11 protein-coding genes are annotated in these 14,740 nt (G+C 61.2%); 3 read left to right on the forward strand and 8 right to left on the reverse strand.

Going from position 1 to position 14,740, the window contains the following annotated elements; translation table 11 throughout:
* Position 1: 1 nt before the first annotated feature.
* Complete coding sequence (locus HX792_RS15905) at positions 2–1,120, forward strand: aminotransferase class V-fold PLP-dependent enzyme (RefSeq protein ID WP_176996984.1); 1,119 nt, start codon at positions 2–4, stop codon at positions 1,118–1,120.
* Between the two features lie 10 nt (positions 1,121–1,130).
* Here the strand turns inward: HX792_RS15905 and HX792_RS15910 are convergent, their stop codons facing one another.
* Both HX792_RS15910 and HX792_RS15915 read right to left on the reverse strand, forming a co-directional pair.
* A complete protein-coding gene (locus HX792_RS15910; protein WP_176996985.1) occupies positions 1,131–1,835 on the reverse strand; it encodes a hypothetical protein in 705 nt (234 codons plus the stop codon).
* Positions 1,836–1,905: 70 nt separating this feature from the next.
* Positions 1,906–2,409, reverse strand: coding sequence for a DUF6622 family protein (locus HX792_RS15915; RefSeq protein WP_176996986.1), 504 nt, complete (start codon positions 2,407–2,409; stop codon positions 1,906–1,908).
* A gap of 201 nt (positions 2,410–2,610) precedes the next feature.
* Between HX792_RS15915 and HX792_RS15920 the strand changes: the two genes are divergently transcribed.
* A complete protein-coding gene (locus HX792_RS15920; protein WP_176996987.1) occupies positions 2,611–4,635 on the forward strand; it encodes a c-type cytochrome in 2,025 nt (674 codons plus the stop codon).
* Here HX792_RS15920 and HX792_RS15925 read toward each other — a convergent pair.
* Positions 4,632–5,882: an aspartate aminotransferase family protein gene (locus HX792_RS15925; RefSeq protein ID WP_176996988.1), complete on the reverse strand. Its 1,251-nt coding sequence runs from the start codon at positions 5,880–5,882 to the stop codon at positions 4,632–4,634. The two genes, HX792_RS15920 and HX792_RS15925, sit on opposite strands and share 4 nt — an antisense overlap.
* A gap of 89 nt (positions 5,883–5,971) precedes the next feature.
* Complete coding sequence (locus tag HX792_RS15930; protein WP_176996989.1) at positions 5,972–6,865, reverse strand: LysR substrate-binding domain-containing protein; 894 nt, start codon at positions 6,863–6,865, stop codon at positions 5,972–5,974.
* A gap of 144 nt (positions 6,866–7,009) precedes the next feature.
* Here HX792_RS15930 and HX792_RS15935 point away from each other — a divergent pair, with 144 nt between their 5' ends.
* Entirely contained in the window at positions 7,010–8,038 is a 1,029-nt protein-coding gene (locus HX792_RS15935) for an amino acid ABC transporter substrate-binding protein (RefSeq protein ID WP_176996990.1), read from the forward strand.
* Here the strand turns inward: HX792_RS15935 and HX792_RS15940 are convergent, their stop codons facing one another.
* The 4 genes from HX792_RS15940 to HX792_RS15955 form a co-directional block, all read right to left on the reverse strand.
* Positions 8,039–9,052, reverse strand: coding sequence for a sensor domain-containing diguanylate cyclase (locus HX792_RS15940; protein WP_176996991.1), 1,014 nt, complete (start codon positions 9,050–9,052; stop codon positions 8,039–8,041). It lies immediately after the preceding gene.
* 138 nt (positions 9,053–9,190) lie between these two features.
* Positions 9,191–11,083: an alkaline phosphatase D family protein gene (locus HX792_RS15945; protein ID WP_176996992.1), complete on the reverse strand. Its 1,893-nt coding sequence runs from the start codon at positions 11,081–11,083 to the stop codon at positions 9,191–9,193.
* A gap of 652 nt (positions 11,084–11,735) precedes the next feature.
* Positions 11,736–13,979 (reverse strand): ATP-binding protein, encoded by a 2,244-nt coding sequence (locus HX792_RS15950; RefSeq protein WP_176996993.1) that lies wholly within the window; start codon positions 13,977–13,979, stop codon positions 11,736–11,738.
* Positions 13,976–14,590, reverse strand: a complete 615-nt coding sequence (locus HX792_RS15955) for a biliverdin-producing heme oxygenase (protein WP_176996994.1) — start codon at positions 14,588–14,590, stop codon at positions 13,976–13,978. The genes HX792_RS15950 and HX792_RS15955 overlap by 4 nt, the downstream gene beginning before the upstream one ends.
* Positions 14,591–14,740 lie beyond the last annotated feature (150 nt).

A 14,740-nucleotide genomic window follows, 5' to 3' on the forward strand; every position in this document is an offset into this window, starting at 1 on the left:
AATGAGCATCGTGCACTTGAACACCGCTGGCGCGGGCCTGATGTCCACGGCCACATTGAATGCGATCCAGCGCTTTACCTCGATCGAAGCGCGCATTGGCAGTTATGAGACTGAACTGGCCTACGAGGAACTGCTCAACGTCGACCTGTACCGGGTCGCCGCTGGCCTGTTGAATGCGCAGCCGAGCGACATCGGTTTTTTCAGCAGTGCCACCGAGGCCTGGACCAGCATCCTCAGCAAGCTCAACTTCCCCCGGGGCAAGCGGGTGTGGGTGTCGGCCTCGGAGTACGCGGCCAACCTGATCTTCTTCAACTACCTCAAGCTGTCTCGCGACCTCCGTGTCGAGGTGATCCCGACCACCGCCACCAGCCCGTTGGACCTGGATTGGGTACAGCGCAACCTGGACGAGGACGTATTCCTGGTCAGCGTGTCGCACCTGCCGTCATGCTGCGGCGTGATCAACCCGGTGGAAGCGTTGGGCGCGTTGCTCAAGGACTCGAGCGCGTTGTATGTGGTCGACGCCTGCCAGTCCCTGGGCCAGTTGCCGCTGGACGTGCGTGACATTCACTGTGATGTGTTGACGGGCGCGGGGCGCAAGTTTCTCTGCGGGCCGCGTGGCAGCGGGATTGCCTATGTGTCGCCACGCTTGCTTGGACAGTTGGAACTGAATTTTGCCGACCTGCATGCGGCCAGCACCGATGGCCAGGTCAACCGTATCGAGGTGTCCAGTGCGCGGGTGTTGGAGATTGCCGAGAAAAGTTTTTCAGCCCTGGTGGGCTTGCACACGGCGATGCGCGAATACGCGGAGGTGGGGGCGGCGGTGAACACCGAACCTTATGCCTTGCTGGTGCAGGAGCTGCGGCGCTTGCCACAGGTGCAACTGCTGTGTGAGCCGTTCGAGCAGACCGGGACTGTGTCGTTCGTGCCGCGCAACAGCTCGGCCAAGGTGTTCGTCAGCCTGGCCCGCGAACTGGGCCTCAACCTGTGGGCGGGCACTGCCGCCCACACGCCGTTGCTGCTCAAGGACCTGGGCGCCACGCATTTCGTGCGCGCCTCGGTCGGCCGGCAGGTCACCCTGGCCCAGGTGGAACAGGCCCTGGTGACACTGCGCAGTTTGTAGCGTCAGGCAGTCACTGCGCGGCGATGGTGTAGCCGTCGAACGCGCTCTGCTGTTGCAGCGCGGTCACGATGCTTTTGCGCGTGACCGGCTGCTCGACGCCGCTGTTGTCGACGAAGGTTTCGCCTTCCAGCTCGGCTTCGCTGCCTTCGCCCACGAAGGCAAAGCCGAGGAACTCCAGCGCTTCACGGTCGACGTTGAGCTTGGAGCGCGGTGTGCGCAGCGGCAGGGTGACACTGATGCCGTCCTTGCTGATCACATACACTTCTTCTTTCTTGGCCCGTGTGGCCTTGCTCTTGCCGGCGCTCGGGTTGCTGATGGCCTGGTGGCTCTGGTTCAGCACCTTGAGGGCCAGGCCGTAGACCAGCTCCTGGAACTCAGGGTCGTCCTTGAAGCTGGACAGGATGCGGCTGATGGAGAATTGGCTGCTGAGGTTTTCCAGGGCGGCGTTGTCGGCAGCCTCGGCGTCTTTCAGCTGCTTGAGCTGGCCCATCAGGTCGTAGGCCTTGTCGTCATCGAAGGCATCGTGGGCCTGGCGGATGGCGACGCGCAGCTCGCGGATCTGGTCGCTTTCCTTGGAGGTGTGGAAGGCGTCCAGCACCATTTCGCTGATGATCTTGGCCGCTGGCACATGCTGTGAAAGATTGATGGCGTTTTCGTATTCAGCTTTGGATTGCAAGGCGACTACGGATTCTTCTTCGGTGTAGGAATCGGACATTGAAATTTCACTACTTCAGTAAACGGAGACAAAAAAGCGTCGCGCATTTTCAGGGGGGAGGGGGATCAGGTCAAGGCAGCACGCTGCCCACCTTGCCACGCAACGCGGCCAGCGCCCGGTGCAGGCGCACGGCCCGCCCGCAGAACAGACCAACGGTAAACCCCGAGACCGCGCCGACCGTCGCCAGCATCTCTGGCGTGCTCAACAGCAACGGATGCACCGCCTGCTGGTAGCCGAAATAGTACTTCACCGCAAAGAACAGCTGGGAGATCAACAGGGTTTTCCAGGTGCCCGCCAGCACCAGGGTTTCGCCATTGGCATCCAGGTGCGCGCCGTTGGCGTTGAACAACCGCATGCCCAACAGGCTGCCCACTACGGCGCCGCCCACCCAGGCGCTGCTCGACAGCAGCGAAGGCGGCAACGCCATCAGCGACCACACCACCAGCACCACCGGCAGGATCATCAACGAGCGACGACTCTCACGTCCACCCAGGCAGGCCTTGATGCCGTAGTAGCCAATCCACAGGTAAACGGCATAGACCCACAGGGGCGTGCCTTGGAGGATATCGAGCATGGGGTGCGTCCGTGCGGTAGGGGGGAGCGGTGGATAGTCGTCGAGCGTTCAGGGGTTTGTCTATCGAATTGAGCCTGACCCACATCAAAACGCCATGTCGACAAAACCGTTACAACACAGAGGCCTGATGAACCCATAAAAATGACCACAGACCTGCGCCGAGGGGCCCACCCCACGCCGGGTTATTAAAGGATTAATGTGATGGCGCTTTCCCTCTCCCGCCTGGCCTTGCTGGGGGCGACGCTGTGTCTGGCGCTACCCTTGCACGCCAGCCCACCCGATACCCCGTTGATCGAACACGGCCGATATGTTGCGCAACTGGGCGACTGCATTGCCTGCCACACCGCCCAGCAAGGCAAAGTGATGGCCGGCGGGCTGGCGTTGAGCACGCCCATGGGCACGATCTACTCCAGCAACATCACCCCGGACCGTGAGACGGGGATCGGCGCCTACACCTTCGAACAGTTCGACCGGGTGATGCGTGAAGGTGTTACCCCGGCCGGTATGAGCCTGTACCCGGCGATGCCGTATCCGTCCTACGCGAAGATGAGCGAAGCGGACATGCGCGCCTTGTACGCCTACCTGATGCAGGGCGTGGAGCCCGTGCAACAGGCTAACCTCGACGCCGACATGGGCTTCCCCTTCAACCAGCGTTGGGGCCTGGCGCTGTGGAATTTTGCCTTTCTCGACAAGCAACCGTTCACCCCGGACCCTGCCCGTAACGAGGTGCTCAACCGGGGCGCCTACCTGGTCCAGGGCTTGGGGCATTGCGGCTCCTGCCATACCCCACGCGGCATCGCCTTCCAGGAAAAGGCCATGAGCGATGACGGCCGCAGCGGCCGGTATTACCTGGCAGGTGAAACCGTCGAGCACTGGCGCGCCTTGAGCCTGCGCAACCTGTGGACCGTGGAGGACACCGTGCAACTGCTCAAGACCGGGCAGAACCGCTTTGCCACGGTGGCTGGCAACATGGCGGACGTGATTCACCACAGCACCCAGCACTTCAGTGATGACGACCTCACCGCCATCGCCAGCTACCTCAAATCCCTGCCACCGGGCAAAGACGACCTGCCGATGCCGGCTGTGGCCCGCGCTCCGGCCACGCCGCCTGCCGACTTGTTCACCAGTCGGGGCGGGCTGGGGTACATGCAGTTTTGCAGCGACTGCCACCGTGCCGATGGCGCCGGGGTGACGGGGCTATTTCCACCTTTGGCCGGCAACCCGAGCATTGCGTCCAACAACCCGACGTCGTTGCTGCACATCACCCTCACCGGTTGGGAAACCGCGCAAACGGCGGCCCACCCACGGGTCTACACCATGCCCGGTTTCGCACGCCTGGCGGACGCGGAAATTGCCGAGATCCTGAGCTTTGTGCGCACCCGCTGGGGCAATGAAGGCACGCCGATCAGCGCCGCCCAAGTGAAGAAACTGCGCGACCAGCTCAACCCGGCCACCACCGATTCATCGGCGTTCGAAACTCCGCGCCTGGCAGATCTGCTCGCCGCCCCCAACGCTGACCAGGTGGTGCGTGGCATGCGCCTGCACCTGCAAACCAAGGCGTTGCTGCCGGATAACGTGGGTAACTCACTCAATTGCACCAGCTGCCATCTCAACGCCGGCACCGTGGCGGACGGTTCGCCCTTTGTCGGCGTGTCGGCGTTTTTCCCCAGCTATGCGCCGCGTGCGGGCAAGGTGGTCAGCCTCGAAGAACGCATCAACGGCTGCTTCCGCCGTTCGATGAACGGCACGCCGTTGGCGCCGCAATCGGCTGACATGCAGGCCATGGTCGCGTACTTCGACTGGATGAAAAACAACACACGGCCCGAAGACAAGGTGGCCGGGCGCGGTGTGGGCAAGATCGACCCGGCGATCAAGCCGGACCTGGCCAATGGCAAGGCGGTCTACGCCAAACAGTGTGCGGTGTGCCATGGCGATAACGGCCAGGGCTTGGCGCGTGCCGATGGGGAACTGGTGTACCCGCCGCTGTGGGGCGAGCAGTCGTTCAATATCGGCGCTGGCATGGCCCGCCCTTACACGGCGGCGGCGTTCGTCAAACGCAACATGCCGATCGGCTTTCACGAAAAATTCCCGCTGGGCCAGGGCGGTCTGACGGACCAGGAAGCGGTGGACGTGGCGGCGTACTTCTCGGGCCAGCCACGCCCGGACTTCCCGGACAAGGTCAAGGACTGGCCGAGCGGCGGCAAACCCGCCGATGCGCGCTATTAGTCCAACTGCTTGAGGCAGGCCTGGAGAATATCCAGGCCTTCTTCGAGTACAGCAGGCTCGATGGTCAGTGGCGCCAGCAGGCGGATGATGTGCCGCGATTTGCCGCTGGGCATCAGCAGCAAACCGGCGTCACGCGCCAGGCTCAGTAATTGAGCCAGCTGTTTCGGCGCGGGTGAACCGTCGGCGTTGGCCAGCTCAATGCCGCGCATCGCTCCGACGCCGGTCAGGCGGCCGAGGTAGGGGGTGAGGCCTTGTGCGCGCCAGCCGTCATAACGGCTGACGATGGCTTCCTGTTGCTGTGAGCCCCAGGCTTGCAGGTGTTCATCGGTCATTGCATCGAGGGTGGCCAGCGCCGCTGCACAGGCGATGGGGTTGCCGGAATAGGTGCCGCCCAGGCCGCCCTTGGGCAGGTTGTCCATCAGCGCTTTGCGCCCCACCACCGCACCCAGTGGTACCCCACCGGCAATGCTTTTACCGAGCAGGAGCAGGTCCGGTTCGATCCCCAGGCGCGAGAACGCAAAGCGCTGGCCGGTACGCCCGAACCCCGACTGGATTTCATCGGCGATCAGCAGGATGTTTTTCTCGTCGCAGAAACGCCGCAGCGCCTGGGCGAACTCGACATCCAGGGCGAGGAAACCACCTTCGCCCTGTACCGGTTCGATGATGAAACAGGCGACATCGTCCACGTCGATTTCCACGCTGAACAGGCGCTCCATCGCCTTCAGGGCCTCGGCGCAGCTCACGCCGTTATCGGCGCTGGGGTAGGGCAGGTGGTACACCGGGCCCGGCAGCACGCCGACTTTTTGCTTGTAGGGCGCCACCTTGCCATTGAGGTTGAGGGTGGCCAGGGTACGCCCGTGGAACGCGCCATCGAAGGCGATCACCGCCGTGCGGCCGGTGGCGCCGCGCACAATCTTCAAGGCGTTTTCTGCGGCTTCTGCGCCGCTGTTGGTGAGCATGCCGCTGACCGGGTAGCCCACCGGTATGAATGCGGTCAGACGTTCCATCAGCTCAATGTAGGGCGCATGCGGGGCGGCGTTGAACGCGTAGTGCGTGAGCTGGGTGGCCTGTTCACGAATCGCCTCGACCACGCCGGGGTGGCAGTGGCCGAGGTTGAGCACGCCGATGCCGCCAACAAAGTCGATGTAGCGCTTGCCCGTGGTGTTCCACACTTCGGCGTTCTTGCCGTGGCTGAGGCTGATGGGGTGGACGATGGAAATCGATTGGCTGATGGTTTCGCGGCTCATGAATCGTGGACTCGGCAATGGCGGGCGTCTTTTTATCTAAGCCGTGCGCCCGGCCTTGCCGCAAACGAAATAAAGTCGCCGGGTCATTATTAAAAGTCGGGATGTGCCTTGATGTAGCTCACCATCCACTTCAGGAAGGCCTTCACTTTCGGTACTTCGCCGGCGTGTTCGGCGTGGGCGATAAAGTGCGCGCCGGCGCTGGGCATCGTGTAATTCCACGGGATCATCAGGCTGCCGTTGGCCAGCTCTTCGGCCACCAGGTATTGGGGCACCAGCGCCACCCCGTAGCCCGATTGCGCGGCGCGGATGCACATGTAGAACGTGTCGAAACGCGGCCCGTGGTAGCTGTTCTGCGAATGCAGGCCCTGTTCCAGAAACCACTCATGCCAGGCCTCCGGGCGCGAGGTGCATTGCAGCAGGGTGTGGCGCGAGGAGGCATCGCTGCCGTCGGCGACAAAACCCGGTGCACACACCGGCACCACGGCCTCACGGAACAGCTCGATGCACGTTGCCCCGGGCCATGAACCCTGGCCGAAGAAAAACGCGATATCGGCCTTGGCCTGCAGCACGTCGAAGGGCTCCAGCTCATTGCGCACATCGAGGTGGATGTTCGGGTGCTTGGCCGCGAAATCCTTGAGCTTGGGCACCAGCCAGCGGTCGCCGAAGGTCGGCTGGGTAGCGATGCGCAGCACTTCGGTCTCGCCGCCGTAGGTGAGGATGTAACGGCTGGAGATGTCCACCTGGGTCAGGATCTTGTGCACCTCGGCCAGGTACAGCGAACCCGCCGGTGACAGGTACAAGCGCTGGCGCACCCGTTCGAACAGGTTGTGGCAAAGCATCTCTTCCAACTGCGCGACTTGTTTGCTCACCGCGCTCTGGGTCAGGTGCAGCTCTTCGGCGGCGCGGGTGAAGCTCAGGTGGCGGGCGGCGGCTTCGAAGCATTGCAGGGCCGTCATCGAAGGGGTCAAGCGTTTTGAAATCATGCAGTTCATTCCAAATCGGAAGGAGCCTTTGCCTAAAGGTCGTTTGTGGCAGCGCCGTAAAGCCGTGGATACTGCCCGGCAGCACTATAAACCGGCGCGGGCTGTGAGGCGCCGAATAATAAGGAATGACAGGGAGTGCCTTGCATGAATCCATTCAAAACCACCTTGGCCGTACTCGGCACGAGCGCCGTATTGGGCTTGGCCGGCACCGCGCACGCGGGCGCCACACTGGATGCGATCCAGAAGAAAGGCTTTATCCAGTGCGGTGTCAGCGACGGCCTGCCAGGCTTTGGTGTGCCGGACAGCAAGGGCAAGATGACCGGCATCGACGTGGATGTGTGCCACGCCGTTGCGGCGGCCGTGTTTGGTGACGCCTCGAAAGTGAAGTTCAGCCAACTGACCGCCAAGGAGCGCTTCACCGCGCTGCAATCGGGCGAAGTGGATGTGATCTCGCGCAACACCACCTGGACCAGCTCCCGCGACTCAGGGATGGGCCTGGTGTTTACCGGCGTGACCTACTACGACGGCATCGGCTTCCTGGTGAACAACAAGCTGGGCGTGACCGGTGCCAAGCAACTGGACGGCGCGACCATCTGTATCCAGGCCGGCACCACCACGGAACTCAACGTGTCGGATTACTTTCGCACCAACGGCATGAAATACACACCGATCACCTTCGACACCGCCGATGAAAGCGCCAAGGGCCTGGAATCCGGACGCTGCGACGTGTTGACCACCGACCAATCGGGCCTGTACGCCCAGCGTATCAAGATGGCCCACCCGGACGAGTTCGTGGTGCTGCCGGAAGTGATTTCCAAGGAGCCGCTGGGGCCCCTGGTGCGCAAGGGCGATGATGAGTGGTTCAGCATCGTCAAATGGACCCTGTTCGCCATGCTCAACGCCGAGGAAATGGGCATTACCTCGCAGAACGTCGAGGAGCAGGCCAAGACCACCAGGAACCCGGATGTGGCGCGCTTGCTCGGTGCCGACGGTGAATACGGGCGGGACCTGAAACTGCGCAAGGATTGGGTGGTGCAGATCGTCAAGCAGGTGGGTAACTACGACGAAGTGTTCGAGCGCAACATTGGCCAGGGCAGCGTGCTGAAGATCAAGCGCGGGCTTAATGCCCTGTGGAGCCAGGGCGGTATCCAGTACGCACCGCCCGTACGGTAGTTATTCCGACGCGGTGTCCTTCCCTGCCGCTTTGGCGCGGTACAACGCCTGATCGGCACGCGCCATCAGGGCTGCAGGGGATTCACCGCTATGGCGCTCGGCCAAGCCCAAGCTCAGCGTCACCTTGAAGTCGCCCACGGCGGGCATCCGGCTGATCTGCTGGCGAATGCTTTGGGCCACGCCCTTCGCCGCTTGCAGGTTGCTTTTGGGCAGGATCAGCATGAACTCGTCACCGCCCCAGCGGGCCAACAGGTCGCCGGGGCGCACGCACGCCTCCAGGTTTTGCACGGTGCGAACCAGTGTCTGGTCACCGACCGCGTGGCCATGTTTGTCATTGATTGGCTTGAAGTCATCGAGGTCCATGGCCACCAGCGTCAACGGCAGACGAAAGCGCTCGGCGCGGTCGCATTCTTCCAACAGCACTTTTTCGAGGCGGTAGCGGTTGGCCACGCGGGTCAGGGTGTCGAGTTCCGCCAGGGAGCGGTTTTCGTCGAGCTGCACTTGCAGTTGCTGGTTGACCCGCGACAACTCGCGAGTGCGCTCGGCCACCAGGGCTTCAAGGGATTGGTTGCGCCGTTCAAGCTGCTCGATCGATGACTTGCGCGTATGGATATCACGGTGTGCGCCCACCATACGCGCCACCGTACCGTCGGGGTTGCGTGCGATCACGTAGCCGCGGTCTTCAATCCACAGGTAGGAGCCATCTTCCTTACGGCAGCGGTATTCCACTCGATACTGGGGCGCACGGCGGCTGACGTAGTCATCAAACACCGTCATGACTTGCGGGTAGTCTTCGGGGTGGATCACGTTCTCCCAGGTGAACACACTGTTCTCCAGGGAGTGGCGGGGGTAACCGAGCATTTCGTACCAGCCGGGGTTGCGGTAGACGAACCCGGTATTGGCGTTCCAGTCCCAGATGCCGTCGCTGACCAACTCCATCACGGCATGCAGCATGTCGGCATTGAGGTCAGAAAAGTCATTGCGTAGCGGCTTGCTGTCGGATGTATCGTCCATCTGAACGCTTCCTGCGTGGGCTGGCTCCCAAGGCCAGTCAGGGTTGACGCCGATACTCCGTGGCTGGGGTTACTGTACAACGGGGCGGGTGTGGTTTGAATAGGGTGGGGGCGATGCTTTAGTAGCAGTGAAGCGTTATCACTTCGGCGCCACCATCCTCGTCCGAGGCTTCCCGTCGGCGTTGTGCTGGTAGATGTCCTCAGGCTGCCCCTGCTCATTGAAAAACACCTGGCCTATCCCTGCGCTGTTCCACAGCCGCTCGCCAGCTTCGGCATGCTCGGGAATATGGGGCACCACCTGCAGGGCACGGCGGCGGGTGAAGCCGTTGAGGGGCGAGCGTGGCGAGTAGAGCCAACGGTTGAGGCGGTCGAACCATTCCAGCAGGCGCGGCGGGAATTCGTTCTTGATGCCGCTGCTGGTGATCTGCCAGATCCTGGGGCCCGCGTTGCGGTGCCGGATCAGCACTTCGTACACGAACGAGTAATGCACATCGCCCGAAAGAATCACGTAGTTACCCGGCGTACGGGAGTGGCGGAAGATGTTGAGGATCGCGTGGGCGGCGCCGCGATGGGCCATCCAGTTTTCCGCGTCCACCAGCAATGGGTGGCCGCACCAGCTGAAGACTTTTTGCACGGTTTCGATCAGCTTGACCCCGAAGATCGGCGCGGGCGAGACGATGATGGCCGAGGGATGGTCCAGCAGCTCTTGTTGCAGTTCGCTCAAGGCTTCCCAGTCGAGCAGGCCAGAGGGTTGCTTGAGGGCGAACTCACTGCGCCAGCGTCGAGTGCGGGTGTCGAGCACCACGAGGGCCGGGGTCGTCGGCAGCACGTAGTGCCAGTGCTGGAATTTCAGCAGCACCTTGAGCAACTCGTCCTGTGCGGATGCGTCCAGGTGGTTGTCCTGTGTTCGGGTGGTCAATGCCTGGGTTTGGTTCAGCAGGTCGCCAAATACATCTGGCTGGTTACCCCAGCCCTGGCACAGCAGATAAGCGAGCAAAGCATTGCCGATGATGCGCCGGGAAAAGGGGTGGCTGTAGGCAGTTTGTTCCCACTGGGCGCTGAGGTTCCAGTCGTCGGTGATGTCGTGATCGTCAAAGATCATCAAGGTGGACAGGTGAGCGAATACCCGTGCAACACCGGGCAGTCCCTGGCGGAATTGGTCGATCTGCACTAGCTCGCGGGCGTAGCGCTGTTGTTCGGCTGCGCTCAGCGTCGGGGCCTGCGTGTCGATCAATGTCCAGGGGGTTGGCGACCAGACCAGCAAGTACATCGCGATCACTTCGGCGAAGGTCACGAGATGGTTGTCGGCGGTGCTGCTGGTAAAGATCGGCTTCTTCACGCCACCAAAAAAGCGTTCGCGCAGGGTCTCGTTGCTGTCCAGCGCAGGCAGCAGGTCGGCGCGATGGTAATAACTGGCGCGATGCCTGTAGAGGCTGGTGCTGTCGTCGACCACCGCACCTTCCAGGTATTCATCGAACAAGCCCAGGCGTGCGATCAAGGCATGAATCGCACGCAACATCGGCCCGGCGACATCGTCGGCGTAGATCTGGTCACCGCTCATCATCAGCAAGGTCGGGCGTTCGGCCGGGGTATGGGCTTCGGCCAGCAGGCGGTCGACACAGAGCAGGCCTTCGTCGGCGCGGTGATGGGGCTTGCGGCAGGAACCGTGGACCAGTTGGTGAATGCGGCTGTGTACAACGAAGTGGGGCATTGAGGCCCCTGCGTAAAGCAAGTGAGGGGCCCACTCGGCAATACCGTGATTGTCGATCAGCACATCAAAGCCGATGTTTACATCGCTGGGCATTTCCTCTGCCAGCGGTACATCGATCAAATAGATAAATGCGTGACGACCGACAGCAATGACCTGGCTATGAGCTGCCAGGGGAATAGCCAATATTGTTTGAGGAAGTTGCAACCTTAGGGTCAGCGTCAACTGCCGACTGGCCACGAGCCATAACACCAGGCGCTTGGGTTCTACACGGCGTAGCAATGGGCCGGCGAGTATGGCGGGTAGCGATGATGACGCTGGCATCAAACGGATAACTCAAGTTAAGAGGTAGGCCGGCAGGGTACAATAATGAATGTAGAAGTTTCGTTAATAGGTGGCGTTGTATTAAGGTGCCGACGTGAAAATAGAAAAGCAGCGTATTGAACGCTGCTTTTCAACAAACTACTGAACGGGCGGTAGGGTTACAGTATGTTTCCCCGGCCGAGGCTGTCCATACCTCCGCCATTGCGCCTGCGGGGCTTGTCTGCACTGGAGGTGGTTTCAAAGGCCGAAACCTGAAGGTCTTGCTCTTCAAGGCTGCGCTTTTGGCGAGAACGGGTGGATGGGGTGTGTTGAGTGTCTGGGCTAACAGGGAATTGAACGGGGTAAGTGCTGATAGCGCTGATCATAAGGGTGTCTCTTTTTTAAAAGTTGATAATGAGTTCTACATGGCATGTTCTTCCCTGTAACAGTGCGGGAGTTAAGCTAGTTGTTTTTGTTCGGGCAGGCGAGGTCGCGAGTGTTGCGGATTGTAATGTGCTGGATGGAGACTTTTTAATAAAAAAGTTAAGAGTGTGTGGGATGTTTATTAACTGTCGCTTAACGGCATCAGTGTTCAGGTACGCGGATGAATACAAGGTATTTATCCGGTAAGAGGGAAGGCCGGGGCAGCAAGGCTGCCCGGCGGGGTGATCGATTATCGGTGCACGTCGTCTGTCACTTTAGGCACGGTGAACCGGAACTCGCTGCCACGGCCCACTTCACTTTCAGCAACAATCTTGCCGCCATGGGCCTGGACGATGCCTTGCGTGATGTACAGCCCAAGGCCGCTGCCGGTCGGGTTGTTTTCCGTCTGGGTCCAATAGCGATCAAACACGTGAGGCAGTTGTTCCGGCGCAATCCCTTCGCCGGAATCGCGCACCGAAAACACAATCTCCTCGCCATTGCTCATGGCGCTGATGCCGATATTGCCTTGGCGCGGGGTGAACTTGATGGCATTGCCGATCAGGTTCGACAGTACCTGGAACAAGCGCTCCGGGTCGGCGTTGATCTGCAGGCCAGGCTCGGTGTTGAACGACAGGTCGATGCCTTTCTCCATCGCCAACGGCGCCAGCAGTGAATAGGCCTCTTCAAAGATCTGGCTGACATCCAGCGGCACCGGTTTGACCACGTAGCGCCCGGCTTCGATTTTCGAGGTGTCGAGCAAATCTTCCAGCAGCACATTCATGCGCCCGGCGGCCTGTTGCATGGTGTCGATGGCCGAGGAAATCCGTCGCGAGGTGTGCGGGCCGTCGGAGCTGAAAGCCTTTTGCATCATGCCGCACAGCATGGAGATCACGGTCATCGGGTTGCGCAGGTCGTGGGAGACTACCGCCACCAGCTCGTCACGAGCGCGCACGGCTTGTTGCTCGCGCAACACTTGGCGGGCCAGGTCGTTTTCCAGGGCTGAGCGACGCAGGTCATTGGCGGCAAAGCGGTCGCCGTGGCTCCACTTGGTGGAGATGCCGGCCATTTCCACTTTCCAGATTTCAAACGATGTGCGTGGGCGAAGGCGCAAGCCCGCGTCGGAGTTTTCCAGGTCCAGCGGTTTGCTCGGGTCGCCACTCCAGTTGATGTTCTCTTTGACTTCCGGGCGGAACCACAGCACGCCGTTATCCACAGGCTTGGGCAGGCTCATGGCCAATACGCCGCTGGCCACTTGTTGATACTCGGCGGCAGGCGGGTACACCGACGCCAGGTTGTGGCTGGAAAACACCGGCTCGCCGGTCTCGATCAGCCACTTGTGCAGGGCGCGAATCTGCGCCGGCTCCGGGCAGTTGCCATAGCGATGCAGTTGTTTGTCTTCGATGATCGCCACACCGCCGGCCAGGGCCAGGTCCATCAGCACTTGCGGCTGTTGGGCCAGGCCGTCGAAGACGTTTGCTTCGCTGGCCTTCATTGCCTGAGCCAGCAGGGCCAAAGCCTCGACCTTCTCTTCACGCTGACGGCTCAGGTCCAGGGCTTCCATGGCGCTGATCTGCAGCGACAACACCTGGCCGATGGTCTGGCAGGCCGTACGCAGCTCATTGGGCACCAACAACGGCTCGCGGTTGCCGCAACTGATCAGACCCCACAGTGTGTCGCCCTTCATCAACGAAATGCTCATGGACGACAGCACGCCCATGTTCTGCATGTACTGGCAGTGAATCGGCGACACGCTGCGCAGAGTGGCGAAACTCAGGTCCAGCGGCTGTCCGGTGTCCGGGCGCAGCTTGGGCAGCAGCGGCACCGGCTCATAGGCGGCATTCGGGATGATGCGCAGCCAGTTGGTGCGGTACAGCTCGCGGGCCTGCTCCGGAATGTCGGACGCGGGGAAGAACAACCCGTTGAACAGCTCCATGGACGGCGCCGATGCCTCGGCGATCACCTGGCCGTGGCCTTCCTCTTCGAAACGGTAGATCAGCACCCGGTCATAACCGGTCATGGCCTGGATTTCATTCACACTGATTTCGTACAACGCTTGCAGGGTTTTCGCCGACTGCAAGCGCTGCAACATTTTGCCCAGGTCGCTGGTGCGGCCGTTCAGTGCGCGTGGTTTGAAGTCTTCAATACGCAGTTCGAATTCCAGCACCAGTACGTTCTGATGGCGATGCAGCAGACCTTCGAACGACGCGCCGTTGAGGGTGACATGCAGGGGCGGCGCGTCGAAAAAGCTGTTGCTCTCAGCCATGGATTGCACAGCGTTAGCGTGTTCAACCCCCAACAGAGTGTGCAGAGGCTTGCCTAGCAGCGCCTCAGGCGCCTGGCCGAACAACGTGCCCACGTTGGCGCTGACCTGGATGATATTCAGGTCGGGTTCCGACAAGGTCAGCAGCACACCGTGAGGTTGGATCGCCCCCGGAAAACGGATGGGCTCGTCGGCGCAGTTGGCAAGCAGCTCTTCAAAATCTTCGGGTTTCATAGCAGTACCTCTTGGCGGTCGAGCCATTGCTCAAAGCCGCTGAATGTCGAACGGGCAGCCTCTACCGCGTGCTGTTTGGCGGGTGCATCCAGCGGCAGGCGGCCCAGGTAGTCGAGAAAGTCTTTCCAGCGTCGACCGGTCTCGGCGCCATATACGTTGAGAAATGCGCCACCGTTGTCAGCATCCAGGCCCAGGCGCTGGGCCATTTCCCGGCGCAGCACTTGGCCGCCCAACGTCGCGCCTTCGAGCACATACAGGGCGCCGAGGCAGGCAGCGGGAGTGTTGAAGGTGGGCAAATCGGTGCAACGAGGCAGGGCGTCGAGAGTGTCGTTGTCCAGGCCTAGGGCATGGAGGTCTTTCACCAATGTTGGCGTTTTCACACGCATCACTGTGTCGAAGCCCTCGGGAATCAAACCACTGCCGTACAGCGCTGTTTCCATCGGGCGGTAAAAGCCGTAGTACGCCTGGAGCAGTCGCCGATACCAGTTGGCATCCAGGCGCTCGGAGAAGAACGGCAGGCGCTTTTCCAACGCCACATGCAACAGGGCAGTGCCTGTACGCAGTGTTTCCAGCAGTGAGGGCGCACTGACGTCATGGGCCTGTGAATGCATGCAATGAGCTCGAACAGTGGGCCTTGCGGCCATGAATGACGCGTGAAAAGGGGCGACGATTCTACACAACTCATTCGCTTCGACTGTACGCACAAGGCGAAAAGCCTGACCAGCGGATCAGAAAAGTCGCTCCTTGCTCATTGCAATGAC

Source organism: Pseudomonas sp. B6002 (genome assembly GCF_013385985.1).
Classification (GTDB): Bacteria; Pseudomonadota; Gammaproteobacteria; order Pseudomonadales; family Pseudomonadaceae; genus Aquipseudomonas.